Origin of the sequence: Acinetobacter sp. Brlt_5 (assembly GCF_051949055.1) — a bacterium.
Taxonomy (GTDB): domain Bacteria; phylum Pseudomonadota; class Gammaproteobacteria; order Pseudomonadales; family Moraxellaceae; genus Acinetobacter; species Acinetobacter indicus.
Map to the genome: position 1 here is coordinate 199,352 of NZ_JAYJLP010000001.1, position 16,279 is coordinate 215,630.

The following is a 16,279-nucleotide window of genomic DNA, read 5'->3' on the forward strand; positions in this document are numbered from 1 at the left end:
CAAGGATTCAGAACAGCAATGAACCTCAACCTCGATGTATTGTTACACCCCATTTCTGCCGAACAGCCTTGTGGAGAAGACTATTCTTTTTCCAATGAGTTTCATGCCATTAAAAAGGCCAAAACTCAGGATGATCCGCTTCTCGATCAGGGCGATTGGGTCTCCGAACCCAAACAGGCCGATTGGGGTTTTGTACATAGCAAATCGACTGAATTACTGGAAAGCAAAACCAAGGATATCCGTTTATATGGCTGGCTGCTGGAAGCATGGAGCAATTTGTATGGTTTTGAGGGTATTGCTCAGGCCATTCAACTTAGCCATCGCAGCTTGAATGAATACTGGTTGCAGCTGCATCCGGAAATTGAAGATGATGATCTGGATCAGCGTATTGGTTTATTACAAGGTTTGATCAACCAGATTCCGGTGCTGATTAAAACCGTGCCGATTGTGACTGCACCGCACCTGAGCCTGCGTGATTATGACAATTTTCTGTATCAGGACAATTTGCGTCGCAAGCAAAGTGAAGATTCATCTGATCAAGCAGCCACGCCACAGCTGGAGCAGTTTGATCAGGCGCTGTTGAATACCTCGAAGTCGCTGCAATACCAGAATTACCAGCACTTTCTGGACATTTTGCAGCAGTGGTCAAGTTTAAAAGAAGTACTGGATCAATTAATGGGCCTGGATGCACCAAGTTTTGCCGCTATTGACTCACAGCTTGATTCGATTCATTCCACGCTTAAAAAATTATATAAAACAGATGCCTTTGCCGCGCAGACTCTGGTTGAAGCACCTGAACAGAATAACATTGTGACTGCTGATGCCATTAATGCTACAGCAGCCCCTGCCATAGCGATGCCCATCATGAATGCACCGACCGGTTTTCAACCGCAACCTCAAAACCATCTGGCCAACCGTGAACAGGCCATGCAGGTTTTACAGGAAATTGCCGATTACTTTCAGGCCAATGAACCCCATAGCCCGGTCAGCTACATGCTGCAAAAAACCATTAAATGGAGTCAGATGCCGCTGCATGAATGGCTGACTCAGGTAATTAAAAATGACAACCCGCTTGAAAATATTCAGGAATTACTGGGTGTGCAAAGCTCTAATGAAACAAATAGTGATTGGTAAGTGCCATGTTTAAAGCAGATAAAATTCTTTGGGGCGAAGGCTTATTTTTACGCCCGCAACATTTTCAGTTGCAAGACAGCTATCATGAACAGCGCCTGAACCATACTGTTCGTTCCACCATTCCATTTGCTTATGGTGTGCAATCTATAAAGTTTGATGAAGCTCAGCTAAATACCCATGTGCTGGCTTTAGAAAGTATTGAAATGCTGTGGCAAGATGGAGAAATCTATCAGGCGCCAGCACGTGATTTACTACCTGAACCGGTACAGCTGGATGACCTGAATCTGCGTGGTGAAATGCTGGTTTATCTAGCGCTACCGATTGTACAGCCAAATAAAAATAATGTGGTGTTTGAATCTGGCGCTCAACCGGGCCGTTACCATTCACATCTCACTCAAACCCATGATTTATTCACCGACGCTACCCCGGCAGATATTACCCTGCTGAAACGCCGTGCCGAATTTAAACTGCTGGATGCCCAGTTTGAACCAAATCATGAAATGGATGGCTTTATCTATTTGCCGGTGGCCAAAATCAAACGCCACAGTTCCGGCCATTTCGAGTTTGAGCGCAAATTTATTCCACCAATTTTACATATTGAATCGAGCGACAGCTTGCTGCAAGGCCTGCGCCGTACCTTGAATGTGATTAAAGCCAAAATCAAAACCATTCAAACCAATAACCGGGAAAATGAACAAAAACTGATTGAATTCCGTTCTGGCGATATTGTTTCGTTCTGGCTGGTGAATGCCTTAAATACTGCACATGCGACTTTAAGTCATGTTCTGCAATATCCTCAGATTCATCCGGAACGTCTATTTTTTGAATTATTACGTTTAACCGGTTCTTTGCTGACCTTCTCGACGGCCTATGAAGTCGATCAGTTGCCGCGTTATAAGCATCATCAGCTACAGGACAGTTTTGAACAGCTGGATGTCATTCTGAGAGAATTGCTGGATACCATTATTTCCAGCCGTTATATCAGCATCGCCCTGAAAGAAATCCGTCCGTCTTATTGGGTCGGCAGTCTGGAATCCGACAAGATTACTCGCGATACCCGTCTGTATATTGCCGTGTCCAGCTCGATGATGCAGGCGCATGAACTGATCCAGATTGTGCCACTGCGTTTTAAAGTCGGTAATACGGTTGATGTTGAACAGCGCGTGATGGCTGCCTTACCGGCTATTCCAATTCATCACCTGATGCAGGTTCCGACCGCTATTCCGGTACGTTCCGGAGTGAGCTATTTTGAAATTGAGCCGAATAATGACCTGTATCAACGCATGCTCGACTCGGAATCGATCTGTATCTATGTGCCGGCCGGCTTCCAGGATCTTTCTATTGAACTTATTGCTGTCATGAACGGTTAAGGACATTTTTTCATGAATACTCCACATCATGCACCTTCCTTATTTGATGATGGTCAGATTGGTACTGGTCTGACCCCACCACAGGTCAACCCGAAAATTAGCAATAGTGCCAATCTGGTCGATTTACTTCATGACGGCTTCTATATTGTGTTCTTGATCAAGAACCAGTATGTGCCAGGCAATGTTGAAGCATTCCGTGAAAAAATCATGGATATGCTGAACCGCTTTGAAACCCAGGCAAAAAAACTGCAGTTTTCAGCCGATGATATTCACGATGCCAAATATGCGTATTGTGCCTTGCTGGATGAAACCATTGTGACCCAGCAGGACCCGCAATTTTTTGATTTGCAGAATCACTGGCTGATTAATCCCCTACAACTCAATCTGTTCGGTTCGCAGCTGGCCGGCTATCGCTTTTTTGAAATGCTGGAACAGCTCAGAAGTCGTGGCAAAGAACGTCTGGCGGCTTTAGAGGTTTATCATTACTGCATGCTGCTGGGCTTTCAGGGCAAATATCGTATTGAGTCGATGGAAGCACTAAACCATATAGTGGCGCGTGTCGGCGATGAAATTGATTATCTGAAAGGCAAGAAAACCGCGTTTTCCCCTTTTGCTGCCTTACCGGATCAAATCAAACATATTATTCACCGTGAATTACCTTTTTTCTGGATTTTGCTGTTTTTAGCCCTTTTTGCCTTATTGTCCTTTGCTGGCCTGCGTTACATGCTATCCAACCAGAACAGTAGCGCAATGAGCCAATATCAAAACGTGATTACTGCACCCACGGAACAGGCGCATATCACCATTCATTTACCATAAAATTTAGATAAAACATGGCAAACGAAAAACAAACTTCATTACGGATTTTACAAAGTAACAAGCCAAAATCGCCGTCGCCACTTTTATATAGTCTGGGCGGTTTTGTGGCGGGGGTCGTGGTCACCGGTTTAGCCGGTTATGCCTATTTTTATGCAGGCCAGCCATCGACAACACTAGCAGAGTCCACTCAGGCAATGGCCGCGCCAGCGGCTACTCCATCGGAACTGCCGGCAGAACTGGAAGAATTAAAAAACCAGATGACCGATCACTCTGGCAGTTTTGACGAGCTCGAAGATGTGCAGGCTGAACATCCGGTTGAGTTTCAGCAACCCAATGATGGTGATTTAAGTAAAATCTTTGCCCATCAACCAGCAAAAGTTGCTGCCCAGCCTGCGCCAAATCAAGCGCGTGTAGCTCCGAACTTTCCGCAAGACATGGCCAGTGCTCCTGCGGCGACAGCAAAACAGCCGCCTGCACCAAAACCAGCTCCAGCACCAGCCAAAGCTGTTCCTGCTAAACCGGCTGCACCGGTCGTGGTACCAATGGCCGCCGTAGAACCAGAAGAAACACCACAGGCCAGTGTCCAAATTTCGGTCACCCGTAAACCGGTAGAAAAAGTTGAAACTGTAAGCGTGCAGGACACTGCTGTTCATCCATGATTGCGGTTATTTTTATTGCCTTTGTGCTTGTTGCCTGTAGCCTGGCGCTATTGTTGTCTTATGAATTACGCGCCAAGGTGTTATCCGGTTTTCAGGCACTTATTCCCAACAGTAAAAAACAGTTGAGCTCGGTGAAAAGTCTGGCTCAACAGTTTAATCATGCGGCTGCAGCAGAACAGACTCAAACCCATTGGCATATTCAGCAATGGTGGATTCTGATTGCCGGATTTTTTCTGTTTTCCAGCATCATCCTGTTTGCCTTTACCCGCCCGATTAGCGCCACCAAAATTGAAGCTGACTATTTAAGAGAAGTCGATCCTCAAGTTTATGCCCTGCTTGAAGGTGAAATGCTGTCGCCACCACCTGAAGTAGAAGAAGCACTGGTTGAAGCCGCCGTGGTTGAGGCCATGCAACTGGAAAATCAGTGGGCGGCTGTGCCGGCAGATCAGCATAGTTATGATCCGGCAGTGGAAGATTTACATGCTCATTCTCATGTCAATCCATCAATTGTGAGCGCTGACCGGAAGTGGCATAAGATGAATCCACGTTATAAACAGCGCCTGCTGATGGTGTTTAAAATCATGAAAGAACGCCATGGCTATGAGCTGGTGTTATTGGAAGGTTATCGTAGTCCGGAGCGACAAAACTCGCTGTCCAAAAATAAAAACACCACCCGTGCCCGTGGTTATCAAAGCTATCATCAATTTGGTTTAGCCGCCGATGTGGCCTTTAAACGCAATGGCAAAGTGGTAATTTCCGAGCGTGACCCGTGGGCAATGCGCGGTTATGAACTGTATGGTGAAGTGGCGGAGTCGGTCGGCCTGACTTGGGGTGGCCGCTGGAAATCCATTAAAGATTACGGCCATACCGAATACCGGATGCCAGGCTTAAAGAAAACCCGGGAAATGGCAGAAAAGCTGACCTCGGAAGGTCAGCTGATGGCCAATGCACTCGATTAAAAATAATACCGGGCTTATGCAGATAAAAACAGCTGGATTTTATCGACCACTTCAGCAGTTTTCTCTGCATGCAGCCAATGGCCAGCATTTTCAACAGTTTCAATGCTGGCCTGACTGAACTGCTGTTCAATGGCAGCATAGTGTTCCGGTTTAGATAAATGCGGAGATGCACCGCCACGAATAAATAAACTTGGCACATCCACCTGAACTGGCTGCCAAGATAAAATTTTCGAATAAGATGCATAAAGCGCATCGACATTAAATAACCACTGCCCTTTACTAAACGATTTCATCAGAAACTGAATCACCGCATCTTCACGCAAATGCTGCTGCATAATCTGGGTGGCATCCTGGCGCGATTCTACTTGTGCTTTTTTGACGGCAAATAACGCCTCAAACACTTGGTCATGATGATTTTCCTGATAGGCAAATGGCGTCATGTCCAGCACCACCAGTTTTTCTACCCGCTCTGGTGCAAGTTCAGCCAGTTGCATGGCAATTTTTCCACCCATGGAATGGCCAATCACGATAAATTTTTGTACCTGAATCGCATCCAGGGTTTCCAGTACATCTTGCGCCATCTCGGTATAGCTCATGCTCTGGCGATGTTCTGATTTTCCGTGGTTACGCACATCAATCTGGATGACCGGATAACGTTCCTGTAACGCACGTGCCAACATACCCAAATTACTCAGGCTGCCAAATAAACCATGAATAAGAACAACCGGAATGTCGGTGCTTGATAGATGTTGTTGTGAAGTCTGGAAATTGAGCAGCATTTTTGATTCCTTGAATGCATCGGTTTTGGCTTTCTCGATATTATAGGATAAGTGTTTTATTAAAATTGTATTTTTGCTTAGGCTATTTTGTATCAGGCCAAAAATATCGGCCAGTTGCATGAAGGCATTGGCCGATCCAGTTTATTTGTTGAAATAATTGAGTGGCAGTTTCAGATAGCGCGTGCCATTGGCTTCCGGTTCAGGGAAATGTCCGGCCACCATATTGATCTGAATGGCAGGCAGAATCAGTTTTGGCATCGACAAACCGGCATCACGGCGATTACGCATTTCTACAAACTCAGCTTTTTGCGTGCCATCGTGAATATGGATATTCTCGGCTTTTTGCTGCTGGATACTGGTTTCGTGTATAAAGACCTCACGCCCTTCAGGCAGATAGTCATGACATAAAAATACCCGTGTCTGTGCTGGCAACTTATACAGTTTTTGCACAGAATCAAACAGTTGCTCTGCACTACCCTTCGGGAAATCGCAGCGTGCAGTACCATAATCCGGCATAAACAAGGTATCGCCGACAAAGACTGCATCACCAATCACATAGCTTAAACAGGCCGGTGTATGCCCTGGTGTTGGAATATTGTAGGCCGTTAATTCACCAATACTGAATTGCTCATGATCATCAAACAGATAATCAAAGGCTTGATGCGCATTCAGATATTTCAAATCCAGATTATAAATACGGCCAAACGTATCCTGCACCACAATAATCTTGTTACTGATGGCAATTTTTCCACCGAGCTTTTCTTTTAAATACTGGGCTGCGGTCAGATGATCTGCATGCACATGGGTTTCTAAAATCCACTCAACGCTTAGGCTATTTTGCTGAATATAGCTAATGATTGCGTCTGCACCTTCAGTCGAGGTAGATGCTGAAGCCGCATCATAATTCAAGACGCTATCAATAATTGCACATTGCTGCGTGGCTGGATCGGTCACTACATAGCTGAATGTATTGGTCTCTTTGTCAAAAAAATGTTGTACAACTGGCGTAGCGGTCATGATTTTTTCCCTAAAAGTCGATGATGGAGATACATGCCATACATCATCGCAGCAATAAAGTACAGCGCCTGATAATAGCCCAAACCAATTAACGTAAAGCTAGGTGCAGGACAAATGCCGGCAATTCCCCAGCCAATCCCAAACAAAGCGCTGCCGATAATCAGTTTAGAATCTAGCTGATTTTGCCGCGGTAACTCAATGGCCTCATGATACACCGTCTTAGGTTCGGCCTGACGTACTGCCTTTTGAAACGGAATAAAAGCCACGGCGATGGCACCCATCATCACAAAAGCCAGACTGGCATCCCAATCCCCAAAAATATCCAGAAAACCTAGTACTTTTTCCGGATTGGACATACCCGAAATCATCAGGCCCAATGAAAATAATCCGCCAAATAGAAACGCCCAGATATTTTTCATTTTAGAATGCTCCTGTGATATGGCGGATGACATACACTGTCAATACGCCCGTCAGCATAAAGGTCAAGGTCGCTACCATCGAACGTTTGGATAAACGGCTGATTCCACAAATACCATGACCACTGGTACAACCCGAACCTAAACGGGTCCCAAAACCAACCAAAATACCGGCCACCACCATCATGAGTGGTCTGGCGTCAAGTTCAATCTGTGGCTGCTGCCAGATTCCATAAATAAACGGCGTAACAAACAGTCCCAATAAAAACCACAGCGCCGGTGTTTTAAAGATGGTGCTTGGCTGCATCACCTGAGCCAGCAAACCACTAATCCCTGCGATTCGTCCGTTCACATATAAATAGCCGACCACGGCGGCCCCTAATAAAAGACCACCTAAAAACGCAATCAGGAAATCATGCATCGCCATACACCCAAAACATTATATTTTTTTATAATATATAAAATATCAATAAATAGCTATCCTTTCTTACAAAGAGCTAACCATCCTCCCCCCTTCCTTTATTCTGGCTTTTGCATTGTCATTTGCTGATTAAGGAGAGTATTGCTTAGGCTATTTTAGGGATAAAGGAATGAGAATGAAGCGTTTAAAAAATAAGGAAAATAAAAAAGCTTCCACTGACTAGAGGCTTAGCGCGGCCAGCACATCTCTAAAAATAGGACTTGGATAAAGACTATTTTAGTTTAATAAACCGCCTTACAGGTCGTAAATGGAAAACAATTTGCTAGAAAAATCATGTGAATTAATTAGCTGATCTTGATAGTTGGGCAAATCCCCCGAATATATCCTCGGGGAATTTTGTACTTCGGCAGAATATTATGTAGTTTGGCTTTAATTTCCTGGTGTTTTAAAGCTGCTGATCAGAAATAGAGATGAGTACCCATCCAAGTGAACTGACTTACTCAAAAGCATTTAAAACTTTCTCTACAAACCACTCTGGCAACACCTGCGCCTCGGGATTTATTTTTAACAGTTCGGCATTTTCAATTTCGGCCAGGAAAGATGCAGCTTGACCATCCGTTGAGTTATCAAAAAAGTAGGTTCGGTCTGTGGCATCCACCGCCTGCATCAATAAATCCATACTGCGGTAGTAACGCTGTTTAATCTTCTGTTCAGGCACGCCATGCCCGCCCTTCTCTACGCGATACTGCACCCGTGCAATATTAATCAGCGGATCAACCGTGGAAACATAGTACAGATAGGTTTTAAATCCGTGGCGTTTTGCCTCATGTAAAAATTCTACCTTGGAAATATGCGACATCACTGTTTCAAAGGTAAAACTCACCTTTAAACGTAAAAACTCCAGGCGAATATAATCAATAATACGCGCGCATAAATAGGAGTCGATTTCCGCAGGATCAAACTGTACGCAGCTTGCACTAATCAGTACCGGTGGCTGACGTAATAAAGGCACCCATGTATTTGCCTGCGGTCGTTGTTTTTGTTCTAGAAAGGAAATTAAAGCAGCTGCATTCAATGCCCGATGATAATGGTCCAAATGCAAAACTGCAGAGTGTTTAAGCTGATATTCGAGTTCATCTGCATTTAAATATGCCCCAATATGATGGGGCAACAAATATTCCTTAATGGTACTTTTTCCTGAACCATTCGGACCTGCAAACATCCTGATGCGGGGTTGTGGCATAAATTAGTGAACGGTCTGTAATTTCTTTTTACGTGTCAAGGTTTTTGGAAGATGCTGCGCACTACGATAAGCCGCAGATACATCCTTCATTACGCTTTCCTGACCATTCGGCTGGCGCTGTACCAGTTGCTGATCTTTCACATACACCACAGTTGAAGACGCACATGCCTGCTTAAAAGCATCACGGAATGCGTGAATCGCCAGTTTTGGAATCATATCATCCTCCACCTTGCCTGCTTTCATAATCGTATAAGCTGTCATTGGACAACTCCTGTTCACACTGTGTGTAATATGTCTTTATCTTAGCACATCAGGGCTATTTGTCTATTTATACAGCACTTCGCCGATACAGAGTTGTCACAGGCTGAATTAGATAGATCTGTCTTACTTAGGCTAAATTAAGATATTTGTCGCTTTTAAGAAGATTTCCCCTTAATAAAGCAATACTGTTATTTTTTAATTCTAAAATCAAGGCCCTACTCGCCAAATCAGTTTAGGCAATACGTGAACTATCAAATTTTGCCAACCTTGCCTGAACGGCTTTCGTACAGAAAGACACGAAACTGTCTTTTTCAATGAAAGAATTGGTCAATGACTTCCTGAAAATAAATCCAACACTTTTGAATCCACTCTACTCTAATTCTCTTCACAATGACTGTTCATAATCAGGATTGCTCATCTCTTGTTAGCGTCTTAACCTATTCCCATACACCCTCTATCTGAAAGATCAGCCCAACTATTAAGCACATGCTAAACTGATCTAAACAGCACGCTAATGACTGATCTAAGTACTATATCCCAAGCACAAAATAAAGATAAATATTTGTAATTCAAGAATAAATAAAGATAGCAACACGGTAGTTTAAAGCCAGATAAAACAGAATCTATAGCGGCAACCTCTCAGCAGATATATTGAATGGTATAAATTTTAAAACGCGGCCAATTCAATATAGAAATCAGGAGGAGGATAAAAACTCCCCAAATTCAGGGATAGCATTCCGGGGGAAATCCAGAGATAAAACCGGATGCACATGCAGGCCATCTACTTGGGCTTAAACTCATCAAACTATTTTGCGGCAAACCTGTGAATGGTTTTGGTCAATTCTCATTACAATGTAAAAAACCGTAATTTCGTGCAAATTTGGAATCTTTTAACATTGCGAATTGTATGCAAAGTTTGCATGATATAGCCATATTTTGCGACATGCTTTTCACGTAAATTTAAAGAAATTATAAAAAAAATGTGGAATTTCATGCCATAATAAGCAAACTTTGCAGACATCTTGCAAAGACTATTTGCAACTTATTAATTGGAGCAGGCTGGATGAGTTCAACCATTTTGGTTATTCATGGACCGAATTTAAATTTGCTAGGAAAGCGAGAACCTGAGGTTTATGGACACCTTACCCTTGAGGATATAAATCAGCAGCTCATGACACAAGCGCAAAATGCATCATTTTCGCTAGAAACTTTCCAGAGTAACTGGGAAGGTGCCATTGTCGACCGAATTCATCAGGCAGGTCAAGAAGGCGTTCAATTCATCATTATTAATCCTGCAGCCCTGACCCATACCTCAGTCGCAGTACGTGATGCACTTCTTGGCGTTGCCATCCCGTTTATTGAAGTCCATCTGTCTAACGTGCATGCACGTGAAGCATTTAGACATCATTCATATTTGTCCGATAAAGCTGTAGGCGTGATCTGCGGATTGGGTGCAAAAGGCTATGCTGCTGCACTTGACTACGTTATCGAAAAAATTCAACTCACTTCGCAATCTTAATTAGGAATACTGTCTCATGGATATCCGTAAAATCAAGAAACTCATCGACCTGATGATTGAATCTGACTTACAAGCGATTGAAGTTAAAGAAGGCGATCAGGCGATTGCGCTTACTCGTCGCAGTCCAGTAGTAGCGGCAGCAGTTCCAGCAATGCCTGCTCCAGCAGCAGATCTGCCATCAGCACCGAAATCTTCTCCACGTGGCGCAGTTGAAACTTCTCCAATGGTTGGTGTGTTCTATGCAGCACCAAGCCCAGGTGAAGCACCTTTTGTGAAAATCGGTCAAACCGTTTCTGCAGGTGAAACCTTAGGTATTATCGAAGCCATGAAAATCATGAACCCGATTGAAGCGACTCAAAGCGGCGTGATTGAAGAAATTCTAGTTAAAAATGGTGAAGTGATTCAGTTTGGTCAACCACTCTTCCGCTACCGCGCTTAAGACCACGGGGACTCACAATGTTGCAAAAAGTTTTAATTGCAAACCGTGGTGAGATTGCGCTTCGCATCACCCGGGCCTGCAAAACTTTAGGAATCAAAACTGTCGGTATCTATTCCGATGCCGATAAAGACCTGATGCATTTACGTTTCTGTGATGAAGCCGTGTGTATCGGTCCGGGCGCGAGCAGCGACAGTTATCTGAATATTCCTGCGATTATTACCGCAGCAGAAATTACCGGTGCTGATGCCATTCACCCGGGTTATGGTTTCCTGTCTGAAAATGCGGAATTTGCCGAAATTGTAGAAAGCTCAGGCTTTATCTTTATTGGTCCGCGTCCAGAACACATCCGCTTAATGGGGAACAAGGTTTCTGCCATTACCGCCATGCGTAAAGCCGGCGTACCGACGGTACCAGGTTCTGCCCATGCAGTAACACCACAAAATGCCCTGGCTGAAGCCAAAGAAATCGGCTTTCCACTGATTGTTAAAGCAGCTGCCGGTGGTGGTGGTCGTGGTATGCGTATTGTTGAACGTGTCGATACCCTGCTGGAATCGGTACAAGCGGCGCAGCGTGATGCGGAAATGTGGTTTGGTGATGATACGGTCTATATGGAACGTTTCCTGCAAAAGCCTCGTCACGTTGAAGTGCAAGTACTGGGCGATGGTAACGGCCATGCCATCCATCTGTATGACCGTGACTGCTCTTTACAGCGTCGCCATCAAAAAGTTCTGGAAGAAGCACCAGCACCAAACCTGCCAGAGCAAGCACGTGCAGATATTTTAGAAGCCTGTGTCAACGCCTGTAAGATGATGCAGTATCGCGGTGCCGGTACTTTCGAGTTCCTGTTTGAAGATGACGAGTTCTTCTTTATCGAGATGAACACCCGTGTTCAGGTAGAACACCCGGTAACTGAAATGGTCACAGGTATTGATATTATTGAACAACAACTGCGCGTTGCCGGTGGTTTAGGCCTCGACATTCAGCAGGAAGATGTTCAGGTGAAAGGTCATGCCATTGAATGCCGTATCAATGCGGAAGATCCATCAACCTTCCTGCCATCACCAGGCAAGATTGAAAACTTCTACGCGTCTGGTGGTGCCGGTATCCGCTTAGATTCACATATCTATCCGGGCTATAGCATTCCGCCTTATTACGACTCGATGATCGCTAAACTGATTGCGCATGGTAAAGACCGTAGCACCAGTATTGCGCGCATGCGTCAGGCGCTGGATGAAATGATTTTGACCGGTGTGAAAACCAATATTCCATTACATAAAGATCTGATCTTGCAAGATGAAAACTTCTGCAAACAGGCAATGGATATTCACTACCTGGAAAAGCATTTGTTAAAGCAGCTTGAAGGTGCCAACAAGGAAGCCTAAGCGTTTCCTTGTGAAAATAAAAAAACCGCTGATTTCAGCGGTTTTTTTATGGCTGAATTTCAGCTTTAAGGCAAAACACGGCGCAAAGTGGCAAAGCACTGTTCGGCTTTTTCATTACTACAGAAATGAATGGTATGCGGATTTTTCCATTGCACAAAATATTGTGAAATTTCCCCGGTCTGATCTTCCTGATAACCGGAACAATCGACCTCATTATTGTCATATTTAATTTGCATGATTAAGGCAGGTAAACTGCTGGCCGGATCTTCTGCCGGCTGATAGTCATAGATGCCAGACGACCATTCCTGACCGCTTTTGATAATGACATCGTTATCACCCCGAAAATTATAATATTCAATACATTTGCGGTTATTTGGAATTTCCATGCCCCACAATCCCACAATTTCAGGACGGGTAATAACACGAACGGTATTGGCATTGACAGGCGCTTTTGCAGCAGTTGCGGCAGCACTATTTGTTGTTGTCGTTTTTGTTTCATTGGCCATCACGGCAGTGCAACATACTAACATTAAACTGGTGAGATAAAGTTTTTTCATACATTGATTCAATGATATAAAGTACCCGCTAACGTTAGCATATTTTTTGCAATAAACTTAGTGCATAAACATAACTCAACAATTTTTTTAAGCCCCAAAATCGCTAATTTTTACTGTTTAAATTTTAATCTCGCCTTGCAACTTTGCGTAAAATCTCTTACAACAGTTTCTGACAATTTATATTTTCAGGATTGAAAATGAAGTTACAAGAATATTTAAAATATGATGGTCTGGGGCTGGCCGAATTAGTGGCAAAAAAAGAAATTCAGGCATCGGAACTGCTGGAACTGGCCGTACAACGCGCCGAACAAAGCAAAAGCCTGAATGCAATAATTATTCCGATGCATGAACATGCCCAGCAACGCGTACAAGGACCATTGTCTGGTCCATTTGCTGGGGTACCCTTTCTGGTCAAAGACCTGTTTCAGGAATATGCGGGCTACCCAACTTCTTATGGCTGTCAAGGCTTAAAAAGAATGGGCTATATTCCCGAAACAAACGCTGAAATTGTCAATCGTTGGGAACAGGCCGGAATTGTGACTTTTGGCCGTACCAACACTCCTGAATTCGGAATCAAAGGCATTACCGAACCGGATGCTTGGGGCAGCTGTAAAAACCCGTGGCATTTAAAACATAATAGTGGAGGCTCATCGGGTGGTTCTGCGGCTGCTGTGGCCGCCGGTATTGTGCCACTGGCCGGTGCCGGCGATGGCGGTGGGTCGATTCGTATTCCTGCCTCTTATTGCGGCTTGTTCGGTTTAAAGCCGAGTCGTGGCCGTACCCCATGGGGACCGTCCATGAGTGAAGCCATGCACGGCGCTGCCATTCAGCATGTGTTGACGCGCAGTGTCCGGGATAGCGCTGCCATGCTTGATGCAACCCACGGCGAAGAACACAGCTCTTTATTTAAGATTCAGCGCCCGGAAGGTCAATATCTGCAGCTGATGCAGCAAGCACCAAAAAAACTGAAAATTGCGTTTAGCACCCGCTCTCCAATTGGCACCGCTGTATCTAAAGATGCTATTCAGGCGATTGAGCACACTGTAAAACTCTTAACCAGCCTTGGGCATGAAGTAATTGAAGATCAGCCGGCTATTGATGGCATGCAACTAGCCAAAGATTTTATTACCACCTGGTTTAGTCAGTTCTCTTATATGCTGAGTCAGATTCGCGCGCAGTATCCTTCACGCAATGATGATTTCGAGCTGGATTCACTGGCGCTGGCCGCATTTGGCGCCAAAACCTCTGCGCTGGATTATATTCATAACCTGAATAACTGGGGCGTTTATACCACGCAAATGAACCAGTTCTTTGACCGTTATGATTTATATCTGACCCCAGCCACAGCCTCTGTGGCACCCCAGAATGGCGAAGTTAAAACCCCAGCCTGGCAAAAACCGGTGTTAAAAGCCTTGCTGAAAGTCGGACAGGCGCATCTGTTAACCCAAGGCAAACTGGTCGATCAGATTGTACGGGAAAACCTGAAATGGGTACCTTTTACCCAGCTGGCCAATATTACCGGCTTACCGGCGATGTCTGTGCCACTGTACTGGAATAAACAGCACTTGCCTTTAGGTTCTCAGTTTACTGCACCTTTCGCCCGTGAAGATGTATTACTACAACTGGCTGCACAACTGGAACAGGCTCAGCCGTGGTTCCCGCAATATCAACACATCAAAATTTAAAGACTTGAATAGCCTGATTCAACAGCCGGTCGATATGACCGGCTTTTTCTACGCCTGTTTTTGCAGCTGTTTCGGCAAACCAAAGACCAGTAACAAGCCCAGCAATGTAGATAAGCCAGCCCAGATAAAGACCGTTTGCCCTGAAAAAATATCCCAATAATAACCGGCCAGAATACTCCCCAACGCCACACCCATACCCCACATAGTGCTATAGATAGCTTGCCCTCGCCCTTGCTGACCCAAACTAAAATTCTGAAAAATCACCCGCATCGCAATCACATGGAATAAGCCAAAACTAAAGGCATGAATGGTCTGGGCAAAAAACTGGGCGATAAAACTGTCAGGTAACATACCCACAATAATCCAGCGTAAACCGGTCAGCAGCAAACAGGCCATCACCAGCGTTCGCCATGACCAGCGCGACAGGAAAAAGGTTGCATAAGCAAACATGATAATTTCCGCAATCACGCCTACTGACCACAACAAACCAATTATTGAAGTACTAAAACCAGCCTGACTCAGATAATTGCTATAAAAACTGTAAAACGGCGCATGCGAAAACAGCAGAATAAACTCAATGAGGAAAAAACAGGCCACCACAGGTCGTTTTAACACCGGCCACAAAGGTTCCAGCTGTTTTTGGGAACTAGGTGCAGCGCTGGGTTCTTTAATGCTAAAAGACCAGATAAATGCCAGAAACGCGATACATAGCAACAATACTGGCAGCATGGAGATTGGAATAATTTCCAGCAACGCGCCGATACCAAATACCGCAACAATAAAACCGACCGATCCCCATTTACGCACCTTGCCATACAGCTGTTCACGTTGATCGCCCAGCCAGAATAAGGTCACTCCTTCAAACTGGGCCAAAATGGCATTCTGGAAAAAGCTGAAAATCAGCATCAACAATGCCACTGACTGGAAACTATTCGGAATGATAAACAGCATGAACCAGATACAGGCTTCCATCCAGGTGGCAATACGCACCAGCAACATGCGTTTCCCGGATTTATCGGCAATCCAGCCCCAAATAAAAGGGGCAAAAAACCGGGTGATAATTGCAATGGAAGACAGAATCCCGATTTCCTGATAATTAAAGCCCTGATCTTCCAGATACAGGCTCCAAAACGGCATGAAGGTTCCAACAATGGCGTAGTAGAAAAAGTAGAAACCGCCGAGCCGTGTACTGATTGCAAGTGATCGCATTAGCCGCCCAATCCTTGCATGTTAAATCTGTGATGGAACTTTATGAGTGCATTGGGTTGCATGTATTTTCCTTTGCTTGCAGTTGAGGATACTGCTGAGAAACTCTGCCGAATTTCAGTATTTTAGCACTTGCTTTGTGACGCAACTCAACAGATTGAAAAAAGAAATCCTTAAGATGAGATCAGATGCAGATCATTTAATATGCAGCCAGAAGCCCCTTATCTTTCGTGATCACTGATCATCTGGGCGATTTAACTCAATAAATCGTCTAGTAGCGCAATCTATTACAAGCTTCTTATCGAAGCCTAGAATTGACCAATGGGCGCTATTAAGATTGTTTATACAAGTCAAATTTTCTCATTTTTTTATCATCCCTAATCGAATGAATGTGTGATCCCCCCAAATCTAGA

Annotated in this window: 17 protein-coding genes; 9 read left to right on the top strand and 8 right to left on the bottom strand. The window is 44.5% G+C overall.

Going from position 1 to position 16,279, the window contains the following annotated elements; all coding sequences use genetic code 11:
* Positions 1–18 precede the first annotated feature (18 nt).
* The 5 genes from tssA to VF685_RS01005 are packed head-to-tail and all read left to right on the top strand — an operon-like array spanning position 19 to position 4,941.
* A complete protein-coding gene (gene tssA / locus VF685_RS00985; RefSeq protein ID WP_152342367.1) occupies positions 19–1,134 on the top strand; it encodes a type VI secretion system protein TssA in 1,116 nt (371 codons plus the stop codon).
* A 5-nt stretch (positions 1,135–1,139) separates the two neighbouring features.
* A complete protein-coding gene (tssK, locus tag VF685_RS00990) occupies positions 1,140–2,504 on the top strand; it encodes a type VI secretion system baseplate subunit TssK (protein ID WP_005177795.1) in 1,365 nt (454 codons plus the stop codon).
* A gap of 12 nt (positions 2,505–2,516) precedes the next feature.
* Complete coding sequence (gene icmH, locus VF685_RS00995) at positions 2,517–3,323, top strand: type IVB secretion system protein IcmH/DotU (protein WP_075175230.1); 807 nt, start codon at positions 2,517–2,519, stop codon at positions 3,321–3,323.
* Positions 3,324–3,337: 14 nt separating this feature from the next.
* On the top strand, positions 3,338–3,982 hold the full coding sequence (locus VF685_RS01000; RefSeq protein WP_104484622.1) for a hypothetical protein: 645 nt from the start codon (positions 3,338–3,340) through the stop codon (positions 3,980–3,982).
* Positions 3,979–4,941: a M15 family metallopeptidase gene (locus VF685_RS01005; RefSeq protein WP_075167752.1), complete on the top strand. Its 963-nt coding sequence runs from the start codon at positions 3,979–3,981 to the stop codon at positions 4,939–4,941. The genes VF685_RS01000 and VF685_RS01005 overlap by 4 nt, the downstream gene beginning before the upstream one ends.
* Before the next feature lie 14 nt (positions 4,942–4,955).
* On the opposite strand, the gene VF685_RS01010 is transcribed toward VF685_RS01005, so the two are convergent.
* From VF685_RS01010 to VF685_RS01035, 6 genes are all read right to left on the bottom strand, one after another.
* The gene (locus tag VF685_RS01010; protein WP_286384811.1) at positions 4,956–5,720 is read right to left on the bottom strand and encodes an alpha/beta fold hydrolase; all 765 of its coding nucleotides are present in this window, start codon (positions 5,718–5,720) and stop codon (positions 4,956–4,958) included.
* Positions 5,721–5,861: 141 nt separating this feature from the next.
* Positions 5,862–6,737, bottom strand: coding sequence for an MBL fold metallo-hydrolase (locus tag VF685_RS01015; RefSeq protein ID WP_005177784.1), 876 nt, complete (start codon positions 6,735–6,737; stop codon positions 5,862–5,864).
* Complete coding sequence (locus VF685_RS01020; RefSeq protein ID WP_005177782.1) at positions 6,734–7,156, bottom strand: DUF6691 family protein; 423 nt, start codon at positions 7,154–7,156, stop codon at positions 6,734–6,736. The genes VF685_RS01015 and VF685_RS01020 overlap by 4 nt, the downstream gene beginning before the upstream one ends.
* A gap of 1 nt (position 7,157) precedes the next feature.
* Positions 7,158–7,574, bottom strand: coding sequence for a YeeE/YedE family protein (locus VF685_RS01025; RefSeq protein WP_016658158.1), 417 nt, complete (start codon positions 7,572–7,574; stop codon positions 7,158–7,160).
* Between the two features lie 496 nt (positions 7,575–8,070).
* Positions 8,071–8,817 (bottom strand): hypothetical protein, encoded by a 747-nt coding sequence (locus VF685_RS01030; protein WP_016658159.1) that lies wholly within the window; start codon positions 8,815–8,817, stop codon positions 8,071–8,073.
* A gap of 3 nt (positions 8,818–8,820) precedes the next feature.
* Complete coding sequence (locus VF685_RS01035) at positions 8,821–9,078, bottom strand: hypothetical protein (RefSeq protein ID WP_005177774.1); 258 nt, start codon at positions 9,076–9,078, stop codon at positions 8,821–8,823.
* Between the two features lie 1,063 nt (positions 9,079–10,141).
* Here VF685_RS01035 and aroQ point away from each other — a divergent pair.
* From aroQ to accC, 3 genes are read left to right on the top strand one after another with little or no spacing between them, the layout of a single operon-like run.
* Positions 10,142–10,597, top strand: coding sequence for a type II 3-dehydroquinate dehydratase (aroQ, locus tag VF685_RS01040; protein ID WP_005177772.1), 456 nt, complete (start codon positions 10,142–10,144; stop codon positions 10,595–10,597).
* A gap of 16 nt (positions 10,598–10,613) precedes the next feature.
* On the top strand, positions 10,614–11,036 hold the full coding sequence (gene accB / locus VF685_RS01045; RefSeq protein WP_005177770.1) for an acetyl-CoA carboxylase biotin carboxyl carrier protein: 423 nt from the start codon (positions 10,614–10,616) through the stop codon (positions 11,034–11,036).
* Positions 11,037–11,053: 17 nt separating this feature from the next.
* Positions 11,054–12,418 carry an acetyl-CoA carboxylase biotin carboxylase subunit gene (gene accC, locus VF685_RS01050; RefSeq protein ID WP_286384810.1) on the top strand — a complete coding sequence of 455 codons (1,365 nt, stop codon included), beginning with the start codon at positions 11,054–11,056 and terminating at the stop codon, positions 12,416–12,418.
* A gap of 65 nt (positions 12,419–12,483) precedes the next feature.
* Here the strand turns inward: accC and VF685_RS01055 are convergent, their stop codons facing one another.
* Positions 12,484–12,975: a hypothetical protein gene (locus tag VF685_RS01055; RefSeq protein WP_034597534.1), complete on the bottom strand. Its 492-nt coding sequence runs from the start codon at positions 12,973–12,975 to the stop codon at positions 12,484–12,486.
* Positions 12,976–13,172: 197 nt separating this feature from the next.
* Between VF685_RS01055 and VF685_RS01060 the strand changes: the two genes are divergently transcribed.
* Positions 13,173–14,660, top strand: coding sequence for an amidase (locus VF685_RS01060; RefSeq protein ID WP_440203516.1), 1,488 nt, complete (start codon positions 13,173–13,175; stop codon positions 14,658–14,660).
* Between the two features lie 48 nt (positions 14,661–14,708).
* Here VF685_RS01060 and VF685_RS01065 read toward each other — a convergent pair whose 3' ends face one another.
* Positions 14,709–15,869 carry an MFS transporter gene (locus VF685_RS01065; protein WP_104470140.1) on the bottom strand — a complete coding sequence of 387 codons (1,161 nt, stop codon included), beginning with the start codon at positions 15,867–15,869 and terminating at the stop codon, positions 14,709–14,711.
* Positions 15,870–16,279 lie beyond the last annotated feature (410 nt).